Here is a 20222-nt window from a genome sequence, read left to right as displayed (position 1 = left end):
GTGTGGATCGAGCTGGCGCAGCGGCTGTTCGACGTCGTCGAGCCTGCCCGGCCGGCCTCCCCGGACGACGTCGATGCCATCGGCACCGAGCTGGGCCACGAGGTGCCCCCGGACCTGCGGGCGCTGCTCCTCGAGACCGACGGACTGCACGGCAGCCACGGCGCCGCCCTGGTCCATCCGGCTCGTCGGATCGTGGACGACAACCTGGCCCTGCGCCGCGACCCCGGCCTCGCCGAGCTCTACCGGCCCTTCGACCAGCTGATCTTCTTCGCCGACAACGGCGGGGGCGACCTGTTCGGGTTCCTGGCACTGCCGAACCGCCCGGAGGTGGTCGTGTGGGACCACGAGACCGACTCGCGCCACCGGGTCGCCGGATCGCTGCGGGACTACCTCATCCGTCGGGCGGGCGGCGACGGTGACGACTGGTACCGCCACTGACCCACCGCCCTCGGAGAAAGTGGTCACCCGCTGCCCCGACCCGCCCGGACGACGTCGATCAGTACATGAGCGCTGTCCGGGCAGCCCTCGACAGCACTCAGGTACTTCTCGACGGTCGGATCACGGCCGTCAGTAGGAGAACAGCTGGATCAAGTTCCCGCAGGTGTCGTCCACGACCGCGATCGTCACCTCACCGGCGGGGGTAGGTCGTTGGACGACGGTCGTGGCGTGCTCGGAGACGAGCCGGTCCACCTCGGCCTGCACGTCGTCGACCTCGAAGGCCGCCAGCGGGATGCCGTCCTCGACCAGCGCCGTCTTGTAGGTCTTCACGGCGGGGTGCACGTCGGGCTCGAGCAGCAGCTGCGGTCCCTCCGGGTCTCCGGGGGCGGTGACGGTGAGCCAGCGATGTTCCCCGATCGGGATGTCGTGCTTGATCTCGAATCCCAGCACATCGCAGTAGAACCGCTTCGCCTGGTCTTGGTCGTCGACATAGACATTGCAGTAGGACACCTTCGCCATCACGTCGCTCCTGGAGGCTCTGGCCAACGCTGCGCTATCTCACGCAGCGGGCGGGTATCGATGTCGTGGAACTTGTAGCGGCCCTGCCGTCGGACGGTGACCAGTCCGGCGTCCTCCAGAACTGCGAGATGCTGGGACACTGCCTGCCGGGTCGGAGAGAAGCCCCGTTCGAGTAGCGCGCCACAGAGCGCGAACAACGTCTGTCCATCGGTCGCCGCGAGTGCATCGAGCAGCGCGCGCCGAGTGGGATCGGCGAGAGCCCGGTAGATGTCACCCACGTCCGGAACTATAGGCAAGTAGCTACTTGCCTGTCTAGAGCAGACGTGGCCCATGCCCTGCGACTCCACCCACGGCGGCGCCGGGCCGACTCCGACCGAGAGCAGGGCCTGCACGGTGCAGCCGCGGGACCACCACGACGGGCACAGGCTCGTCGTCACCTGGAGCCCTCCAGCACGACGCAGCCTGCTGCCGAGGAAGCGACGGAGCATCCACCCCGGCTTGCGACGAATACCCCGAGTCCCGTGACCGCACGTCAGAATGCGCTCATGCCGAATCCACGAACAGTAGGACGATTGACTGGGTGGGCCTGAATCGCCATCGGAGGACTCCAGCTGATCGGAGGATCCCGCGCGGACCCGGGCATGGCCACCGATCCCACCGTCGACTCGCACGCCCGCTTCATGGGCCCGTCCTCGCGGGCTACGGAATCGCCTGGCTCGACGCTGCGGCCGCAGACCGTCCGGACCTCCGCCGCATGCGGCTTCTGGCCGGACTCATGTTCCTGGGCGGCCTCGGCCGGCTGGCCACCCGAGCGACGCTGGGCCGTCCGCACCCGTTCCACGACGTGCTGCTCGCCGTGGAGGTCGCCGCACCGTTCGTCGTGGAGGTGGCTGCGCGCGGCAGCCGTTCGGCCGATCGGTAGCCGCCCGCAGCACCCCGGCACGTCGTTCCGAGCCGGGGCCGGGTCCGGCGATCATCCGAGACGACCCTCGAACCGGCTACCGGCCACCGCGGTCGTGGTCACGGACATCTCCGGACCGCCCGGTACGCACCCCCACAGACGACGGGACGGCGCCGTCCCCGCGTCCCCGCAGGTGACAACGCCGTCCCGGCCGTTCAGAAGGGTCAGGCCTGCTCTGTCTCCCGGGCCCGCAGGTCCTTGCGCAGGATCTTCCCCGCGGCCGACTTCGGGATCTGGTCGATGAACTCGACCACCCGCACCTTCTTGTGCGGCGCGACCCTCTCCGCGACGAAGGCCATGACCTCGTCCTCGGTCAGGTCCCCACCCGAGGACTGCTTCACCACGAACGCCTTCGGGACCTCCTCGCCGTCGGCGTCCTTGACCCCGATGACCGCGGTGTCGGCGATCTTGTCGTGGGTCAGCAGCAGCGCCTCCAGCTCGGCGGGCGGCACCTGGTAGCCCTTGTACTTGATGAGTTCCTTGACCCGGTCGACGATCGAGTAGACGCCCTCCTCGTCGACGACGGCGATGTCGCCGGTGTGCAGGTAGCCGTCGGCGTCCTTGGTGGCGTCGGTCGCGGAGTCGTTGTTGAGGTACCCGACCATCACGTTCGGGCCCTTCACCCACAGCTCGCCGCGCTCGCCGACACCGACCTCCTTCCCGGACTCCGGGTCGACCAGCTTGCACTCGATGTTCGGCAGCGCGAAACCGGACGAGTTCAGGTCGAGGTCGCCGCGGTCGTCGGGCATGCAGTGGCTGACCGGGGACAGCTCGGTCATGCCGTAGCCCTGCAGCACGGTGCAGTTCAGCCGTTTGGCGACGGCGCGGCCGAGCTCGCCGTCCAGCGGGGCGGCACCGGAGAAGATCGTCTTCACACAGGACAGGTCGAACTTCTCGACGATCGGGTGCTTGGCCAGCGCGACTGCGACCGGCGGGGCGATGTAGAGCCGGTCGACCTGCATGTCCTGGGTGATGGTCAGGAACTGCTCGAGGTCGAACTTCGGCATGGTGACGACGGTGGCGCGCGCGTGCAGACCCTGGTTCATCATCACGGTCATGCCGTAGATGTGGAAGAACGGCAGGAACGCCATGATCTTGGTCTCGCTGGTCACGTCGCCCATGGCCTGGATCTGGAGCAGGTTCGCCACCAGGTTGCGGTGGGTCAGCACCACGCCCTTGGCCAGGCCGGTGGTGCCCGACGAGTAGGGCAGCACCGCGGTGTCGGTCGCGGAGGTCGTCAGCTCGGGCGCCGGGGCGCCGGAGCTCACGAGGTCGCGCAGCGAGTCGTGGCCCTCGGTGGCGTCGATGGTGAGGACGACGTCGGAGGACAGCCCGGCCTCCTTCGCCCCGACCACGGCGCGGTCGAGGAACGGCGAGACGGTGATGACCATCTTCGCGCCCGAGTCCTTGAGCTGGTGAGCCAGCTCGCCGCCGGTGTACATCGAGTTCGCGCTGGTCACGATCCCGTTGGCGCGCAGGATGCCGTGGAACAGTGCCGCCCACTGCGGCAGGTTGGGCGCGAACAGCGCGACGACGTCGCCCTTCCCGATGCCGCGGGCCGCGAGCCCACCGGCGATCTTCTCGACCAGACCGTGGAACTCGGTGTAGGTCAGCTGGTCGCCGGTGGTGCCGTCGACGATCGCCGGCGCATCCGCCCGGTCGCCGAAGCCGTCGGCGAACAAGAACTCGGTGAGCGAGACGTCGGGGATCTCGACGTCCGGGTACGGGCTGCGCAACGACAAGGGTCGCTCCTTCGCGAGGTCCTACGGAACAGAGGCGACGCCGATCATCGCCCATGTGGGGCGGCCATGCCAGGACGGCACCGCGGGACCGGCCGGGGCGGTCCGGCTCCGCGGAACGGACCGGGACCGCTGCCGTACCGGAAGGCCGGTGGCGAGGTGCCGTGCGGGGCCCCGTCGGGCCGGGTGACCCCGCCGCTCACCCCTCCGTCCGTGGCTCCGTGCGACGCAGCAGTTGGTGGGCCAGGGCCCCGACCAGCGCGGCCATCGTCACGCCGCTGCCCAGGACGAGCCGCAGCGTGACCGGGAGCGCCTGGTAGACCGTCGGCATCAGGACCGGCAGCAGCCCGGCCGCCAGGGCGAGCGTCGCCGTCATCAGCGCCCGGTCGTCGCCGAGCCCGGTCCGGGCGACCATGCCGACGCCGAGCGCGGCGACCATCGCGAAGACCACCACCCCCGCGGCGCCGACCACCGCACTCGGCACGGCCGCGACCCAGCGAGCGACCGGCGCACACACCGACAGCACCACGAGCAGCACGGCCGTGCCGACGGTGACGTACCGGCTGCGCACCCGCGACAGCCGGACGATGCCGATGTTCTCGCCGCTGGTGACCATCAGCGGTCCCCCGAGGAGCCCGGCGAGCACCGAGGTGACCCCGTCGCCCCGCACGGTCCGGGTGACGTCGTGCTGGCCCACCGGCCGGTCCACCGCCTCGGCGGTGAGCACCGTCTGCCCGGCCGCCTCGGCCATCGCGCCGATCGAGAACAACAGCAGCGGCACCATTGCGGGCAGCAGGAGCTCCGGCGCGCCGAACGGGAACGGCTCGGGCAGCGCCAGCAGCGGGCCGGGCGCCGGCGGGGTGATCCGCCCCGCGACAGCGGCCACCACGGCCCCGGCGACGATGCCGAGCAGGACCGCGAGCCGGCTCAGGCCACCGGGCAGGACCCGATGGGCGACGACGATCGTGCCCACCGTGACCGCGACCAGCGCGAGCGCCCAGGGCGACGGCCCCGCCGGGGTGTCCGACACGAGCCCAGCGTTGATCTTCACCAGGTTGACGCCGACGACGACGATCATCGTCCCCAGCACCACCGGCGGGAAGAACCGCATGAGCCGGGTGAACACCGGCGCCAGCACGACGACGGCCAGCCCGGTGACCACGACCGCACCACTCGCCGCGGCCGGTCCCGCTTCCCGTGCGATCTGCGCGAACAGGGCCACCGCCGCACCACCGGGCAGCATCACGAAAGGCAGCCGGGCCCCGATCCCGAACGGACCGATGGACTGCAGGGCCGTGCCGATCCCCGACACCAGCAGCAGCGCGGCGAGCAGGCGGGCCCCGGCGGCGGCGTCGAGCTCCAGCGCCGCGGACAGGAGGAAGGCCGACGAGACCGGCCCGGCCACCATCACCAGCAGGTGCTGCACGGACAGCGGCGCCAGCACCCGCAGCGGCACCCGCTGCCCGGTCGGGTCGACCGTCGGAGCACTCACCGGTCCAGCCAGGGCAGCTCGTCGGGGGCGTACCGGTAGGCCCGGAACAACGCGTTCGACGGCCCGGGGAAGTTCCGCCGGACCCGTTCGTCGGCGTAGGTGCCGATCTCGGGCAGCACGTACTCCCAGCAGACCCGGCCCTCCCTGGTCACCTCGAACAGCCTGCCGAAACCGGACTCGGTGATCAGGGTGGTGCCGCCCGGCAGCCGCTGGACGGCCCCCATGAACGGGGTGAAGAACGCCTCGGGCTGCGGGTCCCGCCAGCTCCACACGACCTCGTGCAGCTCGGGGTCCAGCTCGACCACCCTGCTGAAGGGGACGCTCTCCCCCGGCCGGAACACGCCGTTGTCGAAGACCAGGACGTTGCCGCCCGGGAGCTCCTGGGCGTGGTGCTGCTGGGACACCGTTCCGGGCGCCGACCGGCGCAGGACCTTCCCGCTGGCGCGGTCGATCACGATCACCGCGGAGACCGACCGCAGGCTGGCGAGCACGGTGCCGTCGGCAATCGGCACGACGCTGTTGATCAGGGGCCAGTGCTCGCGCGGGTAGTGCGCCCCGAGCGGGTACTCGTCGGGGTCGAGGTGCTCGGCGGCGTGCCAGCGCCACGTCTCGGTCCCGTCGGCGTCGACCTCGGTGATCACGTCGGCGTACACCGCGCCCGCGTGCTCGGTGCCGGGGACGCCCCCGCGGACCGCCGCCGAGGCGGCCGGCCCGAGCTCCTCCAGCACCGTGTAGAGCACGCGGCCGTCGCCGAGGTGGTGCGCGTCGTGGTGGGCGAGCGGGTCGCGGTGCTCGCGCACGACGGTGCCGTCGGGGGCGAGCTCGGCCATGACCCCGCCGCGGTACTTCTCCCAGAACGGGAAGAGCTCCGGGCCGTCGGGATGCACACCGTTGTACGCCAGGTTCCCGTTCGGGAGGATCCGCGCGTGTCTGCCCGCCCGCCACGGTGGCCGCCACTCGTGAACGACGGTGCCCGCCATGTCCACCAGCCGCACCAGGCCGGTCTCCGCGCCACCTCCCGCCAGTGGCGTGTACAGGGTGTACCCGGGGAACGCGTGCTCCGGATCGTGCCCGATCAGTCCGGTGCGCCGCCGTGCCAGCGTCCACTGGTCCATGAGAACCTCCATCGGGGGATCAAACTTTTGATGTCAAAAGTTTGATCCAGTCCGGGCCGGGAGACCAGGCCCGTGTGTGAAAGGTGTGTGACATGTCAGGGCCTCAGGTGGGCGTCGTCGTCCGCGCGCTGCGCCGGGAGCGGCGCGCCACCCTCGCCGACGTGGCCGCGGCCAGCGGCCTGTCCGTCCCCTTCCTGTCCCAGGTGGAGAACGGCAGGGCCGCGCCCAGCATGCGGTCGCTGCAGGCACTGGCCGCCGCCCTGGACACCACCGCCGTCGCGCTGCTCTCGGCCGCGGAGGAGGCGGGCCGGGTCGACGTCGTCGCACCGGAGGACAACGCCATCGCCGACGGGGCGGGCCGGGTCCGCACCCTCGTCCGCGGGGACCGGCACCTGCACGCGCTGGAGTTCACCGGCAGCACCGACCGCGCCGGGGACTCCTTCCGCCACCCGCACGACGAGCTGCTCTACGTCGTGCGCGGGACCGCGCGGGTCTGGGCCGGTGACGAGGAGTTCGAACTCGCCGCGGGCGCCGCGTTGTACTGCTCCGCCGGTGTGGATCACCGCTGGACCGCCCTGACCGACGACACCACCGTGCTGCTCGTGGGCATCAACGATCGGGCCAGGGTGTCGCTGCCGGCCGGCCCGCCGCCGGCCCCGGACCGACCGTGAGGGTCAGTCGTCGAACAGGTGCTCGAACGCCTTGAGGTTCGCCGTGGACTCGCCGTGCTCGCTGCGCCAGGCGTACTCGCGGCGGATGGAGGAGGCGAAGCCCAGCTCCAGGAAGGTGTTGAAGTCGCCGTCGGCGGCCTCCAGCACCGATCCGAGGACGCGGTCGAGCTCGTCCGCGGTGACGGCGTGCCGCGCCAGCCGCCCGACGAGGTGGATGTCCCCGACCCGGTCCAGGCAGTAGTGCACGCCGTAGAGCTTGGCGTTGCGCAGCAGCATGAACCGGTAGACGCCCTCGTGGTTCTCGTCGGGCCTGCGGCACACGAACGCCTGCACCGCGAGGGTCTGTTCGCGCAGGATCAGCCAGGTCTGGGTCTGGAGCCGGGCCTCGCCGGGGAGGGTGACCAGCCACTGCCCGGGTCCACGGTGGACGTGCTCGGCCCCGGAGTCGGCGAGCGCGGCCCCGATCCGCTGTTCCAGCTCGCTCATGCGTCCCCCCGTCGCCGCGCCGCGAACTCGGTGCGGGCCTCGTCGTAGGCGCCCAGCAGGGCGTCGGTCGTCCGGTCCCAGGAGAAGCGGTGCGCGTGCGTCGCCGCGGTCCGCCCCATCTGCTCGCGACGGCCCGGGTCGAGCGCGAGCTCGCCCAGCGCATCGGCCCAGTCGGAGATGTCGTGCCCGGTGACGAGCAGCCCGGACCGGCCCTCGGCGACGGCGACCGGCAGCCCTCCCACCCGGGTCGCCACCACCGGCGTCCCGCAGGCCTGGGCCTCCAGCGCGACCAGCCCGAACGACTCGTTGTGGCTCGGGACGGCGACGACGTCGGCCGCCCGGTAGACCGTCACCAGCTCGCCGCCGGCCCGCGGCGGCAGGAAGCGGACCAGGTCGGTGATCCCCAGCTCGGCGGCCAGCTCGTGCAGCGAGGTCGGCTCGGCCAGCCCCGACCCCGACGGCCCGCCCGCGACGAGCACGACGAGGCGTTCACGCAGCCCCGGTACCCGCGCGACCAGCTCGGCGGCGGCGCGCAGCAGCACGTCGGGGGCCTTCAGGCGCTGGATGCGCCCGACGAACGCCAGCACCACGGCCCCGGCCGGGAGTCCCAGCTCGGCGCGGGCCGCGGCCCGGTCGCCGGGCCGGAAGCGGTCGGTGTCCACCCCCGGCGGGATGGTGACGGTGCGGTGCGGGTCGGCGTCGTAGAGGTCGAGCAGCTGCTTGGACTCGATCTCGGTGTTCGCCACCAGCCGGTCCGCCTCCGCGACGACCTGGTCCTCGCCGATCACCCGGACCCGCGGCTCGGGGGTGTCCCCGGCGGCGAGCGCGGCGTTCTTGACCTTGGCCAGGGTGTGCGCGGAGTGCACCAGCGGCACCCCCCAGCGGTCCCGGGCCAGCCATCCGACCTGGCCGGACAGCCAGTAGTGGGAGTGCACGACGTCGTACCAGCCCGGGTCGTGCCGGGCCTCGGCCCGCAGCACCCCGGCGGTGAACGCGCACAGCTGGCTCGGCAGGTCGTCCTTGCCGAGTCCCTCGAAGGGGCCCGCGGCGACGAACCGGACCGTCGCACCCGGCTCCAGCTCGACCGTCGGCGGCTGCTCCGACGACGTGGCGCGGGTGAAGATCTCCGCCTCGACGCCACGGCGGGCCATCCGGATCGCCGTCTGTGCGACGTAGACGTTCATCCCGCCGGCGTCGCCGGTGCCGGGCTGCTCGGTCGGGGAGGTGTGCACCGACAGCACCGCGACACGTCGGGGCAGTCGTTCACTCACCCGAGCATCCTGACACGGCGCCGGAGCGCCAGCGCAGCCACCAGCGCCCGCAGCGGGTCGGCGGCGTGCCAGTCGTCGCCGCGGCCGGGCCACGCCGGGACGGTCACCGTCCCGCCGTCGTCGAGGTCGACGACCAGCCGGTCGTGCCGGTGCAGGCGCCCCGGGGGCGCGGGCTCCCCCAGCGCGGCCAGCGCCGCGGCGACCTCGGGGTCGGCCGTCCACGGGCCGGGGGTGCCGGTGCCGCGGGCCGTCCCGGCGACCCGGTCCGAGGCCAGCGGCACGTCGAGCAGCTCCGCGAGCGCGGCCGGATCGGGCCCGCCGGGGACCGCGGGCACCGCGTCCAGCGCGGGCAGCACCCACGGCGCGTCGAGGACGACGGCGCGGTCGGTCGGCGCGACCTGCCCGGTCACCGTGCGGACCCGGTCCGGCGGGTCGACGTCGTCGAGGTCCACCCGCCCGTCGGCGACGGCCGCGGCGAGCGCGGCGTAGGCGGCCGCGGCGACCTCCCCGCTCACCGTGCGGGCCGGGTCGGCGAGCCGGTCGAGCAGTTCGACGACCTCGTCCGGCCCGTCGACGACGACCCGGTCCCGGACCCCGACCGCGGCCAGTACCGCGTCGTCGACGCCGGGCAGGGCCGCGATCTCGTCGTAGAGCCCGGCCAGGCCGGTCGCCGAGCGCAGCCGCCACGTGCTGGGCAGCCGGCCGTCGAGGCGTACGTGGCGTGACAGCCACCAGGCGGTGTAGCCGGTGAGCAGCGCCGCCCGGGTGTCGCGGTCGGCGGCGAGCAGGGCCAGCGCCGCGGGCCAGCGGTCGTCGGCGACGAGGTCGAGGTCGCGCACGGCGGGCGGGGTGTCACCGTCGTCGGGGTACTGCTCGGCGTCGTGCAGCACGTCGGGGTCGAACGGGACGACCGTGAACCGGTCCAGCACGCCCGCGGCGACCAGGCCGTCGCGGGACACGTCGGCCCACTCCGGCCCCAGCACGCCGACCGGGGCGTCCGGGTCGAGCAGGTCCCGGACGGCGGCGTCGGGCAGGACGAGCTCGTCGGCGCGGGCGGGGCGGCCGTCGTCGTCGGTGAGCGCGAGGGACCCGAACCGCGGGTCCGGCGCGGCGGCGGGGGCGTCGAGCAGGGCCAGGACGGCGCGGGCCGCCGCGGTGGTGTCCAGGCCGGCCCCGGCGTCGTCGACGGAGCGCTCGACGGCCGCGTGCAGGGCGGGGGCGTCGAGCAGGGTGTCGCGGTCGGCGTCGGCGGCACCGAGACGGCGCAACAGCGGGTGGGCGGCGTCGGGGTGGGCGATCCGCAGCTCGGGGATCGCCGTGGCGGCGGCCGGGGCGTCGCCGTCGGGGAGCAGCACCGAGGCGGGCCCGGGCACCAGACGACGACCGTCGACGAGCGGGACGGGCAGCGCGCCCAGCTCGGCCGCCAGCCCCGGGACGGTGTCGACGGCCGGGGCGAGGGCCGCGTACAGCTCCCGCCACCAGCCAGGAGCCGCCTCGACGCCGGTCAGCCGCTCGGCCAGCGCGGCCGCGCCGACCCGGTCCACGCCGAGCGCGGCGGGCGGGACGACCCCGGACGCGACGAGCCGGGAGAACGCCGGGTCGCACGCGGCGAGCAGCTCGGGCAGCCCGTCGGCGGGTACGTCGAGCCACTCGGCCCGCTCCGGTGCGAGCACGTCCGCGTCACCCGTGGCGGCGGGGAGCCACGGGGTGCGGGTCAGGGCCGCGGTGACCGCCTCGCGCAGACGGCCGTCGAGCGGCGAGCGCGGGAAGCCCGGCTCCGGCACCAGCCCGACGCGGTCGGCGGGGTCGACCCGCCGGACGAGGTCGGCGTAGGCGGCCGCCGCGGCGTCCACCAGCACGTCGACGGCCGGGTCGTCGGCACGGATCCGGCGGCGGTCCGGGTCGAGCGGGAACGGCGCGATCAGCCGGGCGGGCAGCGACAGCTGCTCGGCGCTGCGGGTGGGGGCGTGCAGGACCTCGCCGTCGTCGGGTCCGTACGGGGCGGGCCGGTCGCCGCGGCGCCGCAACGCCCAGCGGACGCCCGCGTCCCCGGTCACCAGCAGGTACCCGGTGTCCCCGACCCGCACCCGGCCGTCGCCGAGGTCGGTGCGGGCGACGGTCACCGGGCCCGCGGTCACCGACTCCAGCCCCGGGAGCGCCAGCAGCAGGTCACCGGCGGTACGGGCGAGCTCGTCGAGCAGGTCGTGCGGGTCGATGCCGGGTACCGGGCGCAGCCGGACCTCGGTGGCGAACCCGGGCGGCGGCGGCTCCTCCTCCGGCGCGGGCCAGGCCAGCCGCAGCACCGGCACCCGGGCGTCGCGGGCCAGCTCGGCGGCCGCCTCACCGCCCAGTGCGGCCACCTCGACCGCGGTCCGGGCGGCGGAGAACGCGACGCCGCCCGCGGCGGTCACCAGGCGCGGCGCGGTGCAGACGGCGAGGACCGCGGCGAACCCGACGCCGAAGCGGCCGGTCGCGCCGGCGGTGTCCCGCTTGGCCGAGGCCCGCAGCGCGGCGAGCGCGGCGACCCCGGCGGCGTCGAGCGGGGCCCCGGTGTTGGCGACGCGCAGCTCACCGTCCACCACGACGGCCCGGACCCGGCCGGGCAGGTCCGCGGCGAGCGCGGCGTCGGCGGCGTTCTGGAGCAGCTCGGCGACCCAGGTGTCGGCGTAGCCACCGCGGCGCAGGTCGTCCTCGGCGTTGACGTCCTCCCGGAACCGGGTCGGCGACGACGACCAGGCCGCCAGGACCCCGTCCCGCAGCGCCGCCGTGCCGAACGGGTCGGTGCCGCCCGCGACGCCGGTGGGGCTCAGGACCCGACCGGCTCGAGGTCGACGCCGTCGTCGTAGACCAGCTCCGAGACGTGGACCGGGGAGCCGGACGGCTCGGTGACCGAGGAGTGCGCGCCACAGCCGAACTCGACGGCGACGACCTGGGCGTCGGCCGGGGAGGAGCCGTTCGCGCAGACCCCGAACACGCCGTGCAGCGACCCGGCGAGCGGCACCAGGAACCCGCAGGTCCCGCAGGACGCGGGCGCGGACCGGGCGAGGTCGGCGGCCGGGCCGCGCTCCCCGTCCTGCCAGCGTTCGGCGGCGGCGATGCGGCCCTCGTAGGACAGGACCCGTTCGCGGCCGAGCCCGACCTCGCGGGCGAGCGCGTCGACGGCCGGGTCCCCGGAGTCGACGTAGCCCGGCACCAGGCGCGGGTCGTCGGCCGGGGTGGGCAGCAGGTCGCCGGGCTTGAGGTCGCCGGGACGCACGCGCTGGTCCCACGGCACCCAGTCGGGGGCGACGAGCGCGGTCGAGCCGGGCAGCAGCACCGACTCCGAGACCGTCACCGGCCCGTCGTCGGCCGCGGCGGCGACGGTGACCGCCCAGCGCCAGCCGCGGTAGCCGGGCAGGTGCGCGGCGAAGGAGTGGGTGACCGAGCCGTCGTCCTCGACGGTCGTGCCCAGGTGCGCGCCGACGGCGGCCACGGCCGCGTCGGCCCCCAGCTCGTCGGCCGCCTCCTCGACGGCCGCGGCCCGCGCCTCGTCCACCGCGTCGAACAGGTGCGACGGCGCGGGAGTCACCCTGGGCTGCGGCGTCTCCGCCCGCTCGTCACCGCAGTCGCCGACCTCGACACCCACCTCACCAGTGCTCACCTCACCAGTGTGCCACCCGCGCCCGGGCATCCTGGGCGGGTGCCCGCCCGCGCGCTGCTCCGCCGCCCGTCCGTGACGGGCCTGCTCACCCTCCTGCCGGCCCTCGTGCTGGCCCTGGTGGCCTGCGGCGCCGCCGCCCCGGCGCCCGGGCTACCCGCCCCGGGCCCGGTACCGGTGGTCCGCCCGCAGGTCCTGGCCGAGATCCCGCACGACCCGCAGGCGTTCACCCAGGGCCTGGAGCTGCGCGACGGCACGCTCTACGAGGGGACCGGCCGGGTGGGGCGCTCGCAGCTGCGCGCGCTGGACCCGGCGACGGGTGCGGTGCGGGCGGCCAGCTCGCTGCCGCCGGCCTACTTCGGGGAGGGCATCACCGTCGTCGGGGATCGGATCTGGCAGCTGACCTGGCAGGACGGGGTGGCGGTCGAGTGGGACCGGGCGACGCTGCGGCCGCTGCGCGAGGTGCCCGTCGACGGCGAGGGCTGGGGGCTGTGCCTGCTCGGCGACCGGGTGGTGCGCTCGGACGGCGGCGACCGCCTGTTCTTCCACGATCCGGCCGACCTGACGGCGACCGGCTCGGTGGCCGTCACCCTGGACGGCGTCCCGGTGACCCGCCTCAACGAGCTGGAGTGCGTCGAGGACCGGGTGTGGGCCAACGTCTGGCAGACCGACGACATCGTGCGGATCGACCCGGCGACCGGGGTCGTCGACGCCGTCGTCGACGCGACCGGGCTGCTGCCGGCCGGGCAGCGGGCCGGCGCCGACGTGCTCAACGGCATCGCCCACGTCGACGGCGACGAGTACCTGCTCACCGGCAAGCTGTGGCCGACGACGTTCCGGGTGCGGCTCCCGGTGCCCCCGGCCTGACGCACGCTGCGCCGGCCGGGTGACACCACCCGCCAGGATCGCCGGAACCGTCGGTACCCGCCTGCACAATGCCCGGGTGGCACCGAACCCGTTCCGCAGCCGCCGCCGGGCGGCCGCGTCGAGACGTGGCCCGGACCCGCGCACCACCCCGGTCAGGGCTCCGGCCACGACCCCGATCGCCTCGGACCCGGCTCTGCGCCGCGGGCGCCCCGCCGGTGCCGCCACCGACGAGCTGCCCCGCCCCGGCCCGGCCTCCGTCCTCCGCAGGCCGACGGTCACCCGGGTCGCCGTGCACCGCACCCGCGAGCTGGGCGGGCGCGCGGTCGCGCTGTTCCGACGCGCCGCGACCGCCGACGGCGCCGACCGGTCCGGGCTGACCGCGCTCACCTACGCCACGATGCTGACCTACGCGCTCGACGCGGCGGTCGCAGTCGCGCTGGCGAACACGCTGTTCTTCGCGGCGGCGACGGCGGAGTCCACCGCGAACGTCGCGCTCTACCTGGCGATCACCGTCGCCCCGTTCGCGCTGGTGGCGCCGGTGATCGGTCCCGCGCTGGACCGGTTGCAGCGGGGCAGGCGGATCGCGATGGCGGTGTCCTGCGCCGGGCGCGCGGTGCTCGCCGTGGTGCTGGTGTTCCACCTCGACGACTGGCTGCTCTACCCGGCCGCGCTGGGGATCATGGTGCTGTCCAAGTCGTTCCTGGTGCTCAAGGCGGCCGTGACCCCGCGGGTGCTGCCCTCGACGATCACCCTGGCGACGACGAACTCCCGGCTCACCACGTTCGGGATGGCCGCGGGCGGGGTCGCCGGGGCCATCGCCGGCGGGGCTGCGCTGGTCGCGGGCGGGGCCGGGCCGCTGTGGTGGACGGCGCTGCTCGGCGTCGCCGGCGCGGTGCTCTGCCTGCGGATCCCCCGGTGGGTCGAGTCGACCGCGGGCGAGGTGACTGCTGCGGTGCCCGCCGCCCGCCCGGGCTCGCGCCGCTCCCGCGTCCCCGCCACCCGGGCGGTGCTCGTCGCGCTGTGGGGCACGAGCACGGTGCGGGTGCTGACCGGGTTCCTCACGCTGTTCGTCGCCTTCGTGGTGAAGGCCGGGGCCGAACGGTCTCCCGACAGCGATCCCACCGGCCAGCTGGTGGTGATCGGGATGGTCGGTGCGGCCGCCGGCGTCGGGCTGTTCGTCGGCAACGCGGTGGGCGCGCGCAGCCGCTTCTCCCGGGTCGAGCCGGTGGTGCTGGCCGCGGCCGCGGCGGCGGTGCTGGCCGCGGCGATGGCGGCGCTGCTGCCGGGGGTGCCGACGGCGGTGGTCGCGGCGCTGATCGCGTCCACGGCGAGCGCGCTGGCGAAGGTCTGCCTCGACGCGGTGGTCCAGCGCGACCTGCCCGAGCACGCGCGGGCGTCGGCGTTCGGGCGGTCGGAGACCGTGCTGCAGCTGGCCTGGGTGCTGGGCGGCGCGATCGGGGTGCTCGCCCCGCACGACACGTTCCGCACCGGGTTCGTGATCGTGACCGGGGTGGTGGCGGTGTTCGCGCTGCAGGCCGCCCTGGTGCGCCGCGGCACCTCGCTGGTGCCGGGGCTGGGTCCGCGCCCGGCCGCCGTCGCCCGCTGAGGGCCGGACCGCCCGCCGGGCCCCGGTCCGTACGCTGGTCGCCGTGATCACCCGCCCCCGACCGCGCCCCCGCCGGTCCGCCGGTGTGCTGGCCGGGCCCCTGGCCGCGGCCGCCCTCGTCCTCGCCGGGTGCGGTGGCGCGGCCCCGACGGTCACGTTCGACGTCGGCGGCACCGCGCTGGTCGCCGCGCCCACCCAGTTCTGCGACACCAGCCTGCAGAACTGCCAGGACGCCCCGAACGCCCGGGTGACCGCGCCGGTCCCGCCCGGGACGGAGGTCCGCATCACGGTGCCCGAGGAGGTCTCCTCCGCGCCCTGGCAGGTCGCCTACGCGTTCACCCGCGGCACCGACCCGACCCCGGTCCAGCAGCGCAGCGCGATCGCCGCGCCGGGCACCCGCACCGACTTCACGCTGTCCCTGCCCGAGCCGGGCGACCGGCTCGTCACCGCGCAGGTGCAGGTGTTCGGGGCGCCGCCGTCGATCGACCCGGAGAGCACCGACATCCAGTTCCCGGTCCGCGCGACCTGGGTCCTGGTCGGCGAGCAGGGCTGAGCGGGCGCGGACCCCGGTCCCAGCGGCACCGCCCCGGGTCTCGAGCCGTGGCGATCCGGGTCTCAGCGGGCCGCGCCGAGCAGCCGGGCCAACGCGGCGTCGGAGTCGGCCTGCGCGTCGCGGTCGTGGGTCGAGGAGAACACCAGCAGCTCGTCGGCGCCGGTGCGGGTCACGAGGTCGTCGAGGCGCTCGGCGACCGTGTCCTCGTCGCCGACGACGGAGCGGGCCAGCGCCCGGTCCACGGTCTCCCGCTGGCGCCGGGTGGTCACCCGCCGCGGGTCCGGCGGTTCCAGCGGCGGGAACTCGCCGGTGGTGCGGGCCGCAGCGTGCGCCCACGCCTCGGACAGCGCCAGCTGCGGGTCCCCGACGAGCACGTCGACGGACACCACGAGGTGCGCCGCGTCCCCGGCCCGCTCGCGGTAGTCCGCCAGCGTCGCCGGGTCGTCGAGCACCGGGCCGCCGACGACGACGGGCAGCCCCAGGTCACCGGCGAGGGCCAGGCCCGCCCCGGTCGCGAGCAGGAACAGCGGCACGGCGTGCTCCAGCCGCGGCCGGGCGGTGACCGGGCCGCTGCCGTCGAGGTAGGCGCGCAGCTCGTCGAGGGCGGCGCGGAACGCGGCGTCGTCCGCGGCCCCGGCACGCAGGGCGCGGCGCACCGGCTCGGTGAACCCGGGCGAGCGTCCGATCCCGAGGTCGATCCGCCCGGGGTGCAGCGCCTCCAGCAACGCGACCTGCTCCGCGACGACGAGCGGCTGGTGGTTGGGCAGCATGATCCCGCCCGAGCCGACCCGGATCCGCGACGTCGCCGCGCCCACCGCCGCCATCAGCACCGGCGGGCTGCCCGACGCGATCCCGGGCACGGCGTGGTGCTCGGCCACCCAGAACCGGTGGTAGCCGAGCTGCTCGGCGCGCACCGCGCGCGCCACCGTCCCGCGGACCGCGGCGGCGTCGGGCTCCCCGGCCCGCGTCCGCGAGCGGTCCAACATCGACAGGCGCACACCCGCCCCAACACCGCCCGCCCCCGCGACCATTCCGCCGCGGCCCGGCGGGGCGGGTGGGTCAGCCGTCCAGGTCGCGGGCCACGGCCCGCACGGCCTCGGCGGCCAGCTTGCAGGTCTTGCGGTCGGGGTAGCGCCCGTGCCGCAGCGCCGGCTGGATCTTGTTCTCCAGCAGCCCCATCATGTCCTCGATGAGGCCGTGCAGCTCCTCGGCGGGGCGGCGGGTGTTCTCCACCGCGGACGCCTGCTTCTCGACGATGCGCACGGACAGCGCCTGCGGACCGCGGCGGCCCTCGGCCATCCCGAACTCGACCCGCTGGCCGGACTTGAGCGCCTCCACGCCGGACGGCAGCGCCGCCTTGCGCACGTAGACGTCCTCACCGCCGTCCTGGGAGAGGAACCCGAAGCCCTTCTCCGCGTCGTACCACTTCACCCTGCCGGTGGGCACCGTCGTCCTCGATTCCTGCTTGCTGTGTTGCTGCGTGCACGACAAACGCGCCCGGGCTCCCCGGACGCGCCACCACCGATGGTACGCCTGGGGACCCGTCCGGGGTCAGGCGTTTCGGACGTTCGCCGCACCCTCCAGGTCCAGCAGCCCCACCGACTTCTCGCGCATCTCGACCTCGCGGACCTTGCCGGTGACCGTCATCGGGAACTCGTCGACGACGAGCACGTAGCGCGGGATCTTGTAGTGCGCCAGCTTCCCGGTGGCGAACTCGCGCAACGTGTCGGCGGCCATGGCCGCCGCGCCGTCGCGCAGCACCACCCAGGCGCAGAGCTCCTCGCCGTAGCGCTCGTCGGGGACCCCGATGACCTGGGCGTCGACGACGTCGGGGTGGGTGTAGAGGAACTCCTCGATCTCGCGCGGGTACACGTTCTCGCCGCCGCGGATGACCATGTCCTTGATCCGGCCGGTGATGTTGAGGTAGCCCTCGTCGTCCATCACGGCGAGGTCGCCGGTGTGCATCCAGCGGGCACGGTCGATGACCTCGGCGGTCTTCTCCGGCTGCTCCCAGTAGCCCAGCATCACCGAGTAGCCGCGGGTGCACAGCTCACCGGGCTCGCCGCGCGGCAGCGTCCGGCCCGTCTCCGGGTCGACGACCTTGACCTCCAGGTGCGGGTGCACCCGCCCGACCGTGGACACCCGCCGCTCGAGGGAGTCGTCGGCGCGGGTCTGGGTCGACACCGGGCTGGTCTCGGTCATGCCGTAGGCGATGGTCACCTCGGTCATGCCCATCCGGTCGACGACCTGCTTCATCACCTCGACCGGGCACGGCGAGCCGGCCATGATCCCGGTGCGCAGGGTGGACAGGTCGTAGGAACCGAAGTCCGGGTCGTTGAGCTCGGCGATGAACATCGTCGGCACCCCGTAGAGCGAGGTGCAGCGCTCCTGCTGCACGGCGTGCAGGGTCGCCTTCGGGTCGAAACCCTGCGCCGGGATCACCATCGTCGCGCCGCTGGTGGTGCAGGCGAGGTTGCCCATGACCATGCCGAAGCAGTGGTAGAAGGGCACGGGGATGCAGACCCGGTCGGCCTCGGTGTAGCCGCAGGTCCGGCCGACGTAGTAGCCGTTGTTGAGGATGTTGTGGTGCGACAGCGTCGCGCCCTTCGGGAACCCGGTCGTCCCGGACGTGTACTGGATGTTGATCGGGTCGTCGGCCGTCAGCGACGCCTGGACCTGCGCCAGCTCGTCGCGGCGGGAGGCGTCACCCGCGGCCAGCGCGTCCCACTCGGGCGATCCGGTGATCACGACCTGCTCCAGGTCGGGGCAGTCCGGCCGGACCTCGGCGATCATCTTCTCGTAGTCGGAGGTCTTGAACGACGACGCCGACACCAGCGTCGAGATCCCGGCTTGCTTGAGCACGAACTCCAGCTCGTGGGTCCGGTAGGACGGGTTGATGTTGACCAGGACGACGCCGATCTTGGCCGTCGCGAACTGGGTCAGCGTCCACTCCGCGGTGTTCGGCGACCAGATCCCGAGCCGGTCCCCCACGGTGAGCCCGGTCGCGAGCAGCCCGGTGGCCAGGTCGTCGACGGCGGCCTGCAGCTCGCGGTAGGTCCAGCGGCGCCCGGTCTGCACCTCGACGAGCGCGTCGTTGTCCGGGACCCGGGCGACCGTGCGGTCGAGGTCGTCGCCGATGGTGTCGCCGAGCAGCGGGGTGTCCGAGATCCCGGACGCGTAGGACGGGACAGCGGGGGTTCCGGCGGGGATCACGACGTCGTACTCCTCGGGTGGCTCAGTGCTGGTCGTCACATCCTCACCCCGGACGACGTGGTTGCCAACACCCGTCGGCATCACGTGGCTTCACGACGAGGACAGGCGGCGCCTCCCGGACTCGGCGACCTTCGCCGCCCCGCGCCGTGCCCCGTGGGCCGCGCGGCGCAGCGGCCGCGGGGAGGGCTCGGGCCAGGGCCCGACCGGCACCAGCACCCGTTCGGCCGGGGCGAACCCGGCGGGGTAGCCGGGCACCCGCCAGGTCCCGGCCGGCGCGTCCGGCGGCAGCCACTCCGGCCGCCACATGCCCAGGGCGAGGTCCAGGTCGGCCAGCCGGGGGGCGAGCTCGTCGGTCAGCTCGGTGCGCAGGTGCTCGGCCCACAGCCGTACCCGAAGGTCACGCACCTGGTCGCCGGCGGTGACGAACGCCGTCGACAGCTCGGTGTCGGTGCCGCGCATCGAGCGGGAGAAGAAGTTGGCCGACCCGATGGAGGCGAAGACGTCGTCCACCAGCGCCAGCTTGGTGTGGACGGTGAGGTCCTCGATCCGGTGCATGATCACGTTGCCGCGGTCGCCCGGGGCGAGCTGGTCGATCACGCCCCGCTGGACGTCGCCGGTGACGCGGCGGCGGAACTTGTTCACCCCGGCGTCGACCGGGTCCTTGCGTCCCGAGCAGACGAGCACGACCTTCACCCCGCGGGCGGCGGCGTCGCGCAGCAGCCCGTAGAGCCGGAACGCCCGTCGCCCGCCCGGGACCTCGAAGAAGTACTGGTCCTCCAGGTAGACGTAGCGTCGGGCGCCGCGGATCGCCGCGGACAGCGTGTGGAAGACCTCCTGCACGCCGTGCCGCGGGAGCACCGTCCAGTGCCGCCGGTAGAGCATCCCGAAGTGGTCGATCTTCCACGGCCGCAGCGAGCGCAGGACCTGCACCGCGGTGCCAGGGGAGGGGTACGGCGGGGCGGGCGGCGACGGCGGCAGGTCGGCGACGAACGGCTCGGGGTTCATCGGCTCCCAGTCGGTGGGGCCGACCATGAACCGGCGCGGCGGGAGCGTGGCGGCCTCGGTCCACCGGCCGCGGTAGACCTCCCACACGCGGGCGGCACCGGGCCCGCGCAGCGCGGCGGCACCGTCGTGCCAGCCCCAGCGCTCCTCACCGATCGACAGCCGGTCGTGCGGCTCGGCGTCGAACCGGTTGGCGGACAGGTCCAGCCCGCCGACGAACGCCGTCAGCTCGCCGCCGACGTGGGTGAGCACCACCTTCTGGTGGTGGCAGCCGATCCCGGAGCCCGACCAGTCGAGCAGCACCCGTCCGGCCAGCTGCGGGCGGCGGCGCAGCTCCAGCGCGGCGAACGCGTTCGCCCGGAACGGCCCGATCGCCACCCCGGGCACCGAGCCGGAGAACACCGCCGCGGTGAGCAGCACGCGCAGGTCGACCCCGGCGTCGACGAGGCGCGCGAAGCGGTCGGCGAGCGCTTCGTAGCCCTCCTCGTCCGGAGCCAGGCCGCGCAGGTCCATGTCGGGTTCGAGGTTCAGGCCGGTGACGGGCCTGTGCAACGAACGGTGGTTCCGGCCCGACACGCCGGACCTCAGCGTCCGGCGGGATGGGCACTGTGAGTGATGACATCAGACCCTATGGGCTCTGCTGAGAACGAGA

19 protein-coding genes are annotated in these 20222 nt (G+C 74.4%); 6 read left to right on the top strand and 13 right to left on the bottom strand.

All coding sequences use genetic code 11. The annotated features are described in order from the left end of the window. The gene (locus FVA95_RS21285) at positions 1-438 is read left to right on the top strand and encodes an SMI1/KNR4 family protein (protein ID WP_149665738.1); all 438 of its coding nucleotides are present in this window, start codon (positions 1-3) and stop codon (positions 436-438) included. Positions 439-567: 129 nt separating this feature from the next. Here FVA95_RS21285 and FVA95_RS21280 read toward each other — a convergent pair whose 3' ends face one another. Further along, entirely contained in the window at positions 568-957 is a 390-nt protein-coding gene (locus FVA95_RS21280) for a VOC family protein (RefSeq protein WP_149665737.1), read from the bottom strand. After that, a complete protein-coding gene (locus FVA95_RS21275) occupies positions 957-1235 on the bottom strand; it encodes a helix-turn-helix transcriptional regulator (protein WP_149665736.1) in 279 nt (92 codons plus the stop codon). The genes FVA95_RS21280 and FVA95_RS21275 overlap by 1 nt, the downstream gene beginning before the upstream one ends. Before the next feature lie 302 nt (positions 1236-1537). Here FVA95_RS21275 and FVA95_RS21270 point away from each other — a divergent pair, with 302 nt between their 5' ends. Further along, positions 1538-1879 carry a DUF4345 domain-containing protein gene (locus FVA95_RS21270; RefSeq protein ID WP_161992383.1) on the top strand — a complete coding sequence of 114 codons (342 nt, stop codon included), beginning with the start codon at positions 1538-1540 and terminating at the stop codon, positions 1877-1879. Between the two features lie 203 nt (positions 1880-2082). On the opposite strand, the gene FVA95_RS21265 is transcribed toward FVA95_RS21270, so the two are convergent. The 3 genes from FVA95_RS21265 to FVA95_RS21255 form a co-directional block, all read right to left on the bottom strand. Further along, a complete protein-coding gene (locus FVA95_RS21265; RefSeq protein WP_149665734.1) occupies positions 2083-3660 on the bottom strand; it encodes an AMP-binding protein in 1578 nt (525 codons plus the stop codon). A gap of 196 nt (positions 3661-3856) precedes the next feature. Next, positions 3857-5149: a uracil-xanthine permease family protein gene (locus tag FVA95_RS21260; RefSeq protein WP_149665733.1), complete on the bottom strand. Its 1293-nt coding sequence runs from the start codon at positions 5147-5149 to the stop codon at positions 3857-3859. Then, entirely contained in the window at positions 5146-6264 is a 1119-nt protein-coding gene (locus FVA95_RS21255) for an aryl-sulfate sulfotransferase (protein ID WP_149665732.1), read from the bottom strand. The genes FVA95_RS21260 and FVA95_RS21255 overlap by 4 nt, the downstream gene beginning before the upstream one ends. Positions 6265-6356: 92 nt before the next feature. Between FVA95_RS21255 and FVA95_RS21250 the strand changes: the two genes are divergently transcribed. Beyond that, positions 6357-6935, top strand: coding sequence for a helix-turn-helix domain-containing protein (locus FVA95_RS21250; RefSeq protein ID WP_149665731.1), 579 nt, complete (start codon positions 6357-6359; stop codon positions 6933-6935). A gap of 3 nt (positions 6936-6938) precedes the next feature. On the opposite strand, the gene FVA95_RS21245 is transcribed toward FVA95_RS21250, so the two are convergent. From FVA95_RS21245 to FVA95_RS21230, 4 genes are all read right to left on the bottom strand, one after another. Further along, positions 6939-7421 carry a YbjN domain-containing protein gene (locus FVA95_RS21245; RefSeq protein ID WP_149665730.1) on the bottom strand — a complete coding sequence of 161 codons (483 nt, stop codon included), beginning with the start codon at positions 7419-7421 and terminating at the stop codon, positions 6939-6941. Continuing rightward, the gene (gene mshA, locus FVA95_RS21240) at positions 7418-8692 is read right to left on the bottom strand and encodes a D-inositol-3-phosphate glycosyltransferase (protein ID WP_149665729.1); all 1275 of its coding nucleotides are present in this window, start codon (positions 8690-8692) and stop codon (positions 7418-7420) included. Before mshA ends, FVA95_RS21245 begins: the two co-directional genes overlap by 4 nt. Next, positions 8689-11298, bottom strand: a complete 2610-nt coding sequence (locus FVA95_RS21235) for a sacsin N-terminal ATP-binding-like domain-containing protein (protein ID WP_370460877.1) — start codon at positions 11296-11298, stop codon at positions 8689-8691. Before FVA95_RS21235 ends, mshA begins: the two co-directional genes overlap by 4 nt. A gap of 200 nt (positions 11299-11498) precedes the next feature. Continuing rightward, on the bottom strand, positions 11499-12332 hold the full coding sequence (locus FVA95_RS21230) for a DUF3027 domain-containing protein (RefSeq protein WP_368667346.1): 834 nt from the start codon (positions 12330-12332) through the stop codon (positions 11499-11501). A 39-nt stretch (positions 12333-12371) separates the two neighbouring features. Here FVA95_RS21230 and FVA95_RS21225 point away from each other — a divergent pair, with 39 nt between their 5' ends. The 3 genes from FVA95_RS21225 to FVA95_RS21215 all read left to right on the top strand — a co-directional run bounded on the left by FVA95_RS21225 (position 12372) and on the right by FVA95_RS21215 (position 15355). Then, on the top strand, positions 12372-13196 hold the full coding sequence (locus FVA95_RS21225; protein ID WP_240051644.1) for a glutaminyl-peptide cyclotransferase: 825 nt from the start codon (positions 12372-12374) through the stop codon (positions 13194-13196). A 76-nt stretch (positions 13197-13272) separates the two neighbouring features. Further along, positions 13273-14802 carry an MFS transporter gene (locus tag FVA95_RS21220; RefSeq protein WP_240051643.1) on the top strand — a complete coding sequence of 510 codons (1530 nt, stop codon included), beginning with the start codon at positions 13273-13275 and terminating at the stop codon, positions 14800-14802. A 43-nt stretch (positions 14803-14845) separates the two neighbouring features. Beyond that, positions 14846-15355, top strand: coding sequence for a DUF2771 family protein (locus FVA95_RS21215; RefSeq protein WP_161992381.1), 510 nt, complete (start codon positions 14846-14848; stop codon positions 15353-15355). Between the two features lie 62 nt (positions 15356-15417). Here FVA95_RS21215 and FVA95_RS21210 read toward each other — a convergent pair whose 3' ends face one another. From FVA95_RS21210 to FVA95_RS21195, 4 genes are all read right to left on the bottom strand, one after another. After that, complete coding sequence (locus FVA95_RS21210) at positions 15418-16341, bottom strand: MsnO8 family LLM class oxidoreductase (RefSeq protein ID WP_240051642.1); 924 nt, start codon at positions 16339-16341, stop codon at positions 15418-15420. Between the two features lie 73 nt (positions 16342-16414). Next, positions 16415-16801 carry a cold-shock protein gene (locus tag FVA95_RS21205; protein WP_043281879.1) on the bottom strand — a complete coding sequence of 129 codons (387 nt, stop codon included), beginning with the start codon at positions 16799-16801 and terminating at the stop codon, positions 16415-16417. 105 nt (positions 16802-16906) lie between these two features. Then, a complete protein-coding gene (locus tag FVA95_RS21200; protein ID WP_240051646.1) occupies positions 16907-18568 on the bottom strand; it encodes an AMP-binding protein in 1662 nt (553 codons plus the stop codon). A gap of 90 nt (positions 18569-18658) precedes the next feature. Further along, positions 18659-20122, bottom strand: a complete 1464-nt coding sequence (locus FVA95_RS21195) for a phosphatidylserine/phosphatidylglycerophosphate/cardiolipin synthase family protein (protein WP_240051641.1) — start codon at positions 20120-20122, stop codon at positions 18659-18661. Positions 20123-20222 lie beyond the last annotated feature (100 nt).

It is taken from the genome of Pseudonocardia sp. EV170527-09, assembly GCF_008369905.1.
In the GTDB taxonomy this organism is placed as follows: Bacteria; Actinomycetota; Actinomycetes; order Mycobacteriales; family Pseudonocardiaceae; genus Pseudonocardia.
This window is presented reverse-complemented; position numbering and strand designations above follow the sequence as displayed.

Bases quoted from the DNA above. Each gene is read 5' to 3' on its own strand.
- FVA95_RS21280 (WP_149665737.1), bottom strand. From the start codon at position 957: ATGGCGAAGGTGTCCTACTGCAATGTCTATGTCGACGACCAAGACCAG.
- FVA95_RS21255 (WP_149665732.1), bottom strand. From the start codon at position 6,264: ATGGACCAGTGGACGCTGGCACGGCGGCGCACCGGACTGATCGGGCAC.
- FVA95_RS21250 (WP_149665731.1), top strand. From the start codon at position 6,357: ATGTCAGGGCCTCAGGTGGGCGTCGTCGTCCGCGCGCTGCGCCGGGAG.
- FVA95_RS21245 (WP_149665730.1), bottom strand. From the start codon at position 7,421: ATGAGCGAGCTGGAACAGCGGATCGGGGCCGCGCTCGCCGACTCCGGG.
- FVA95_RS21210 (WP_240051642.1), bottom strand. From the start codon at position 16,341: ATGTTGGACCGCTCGCGGACGCGGGCCGGGGAGCCCGACGCCGCCGCG.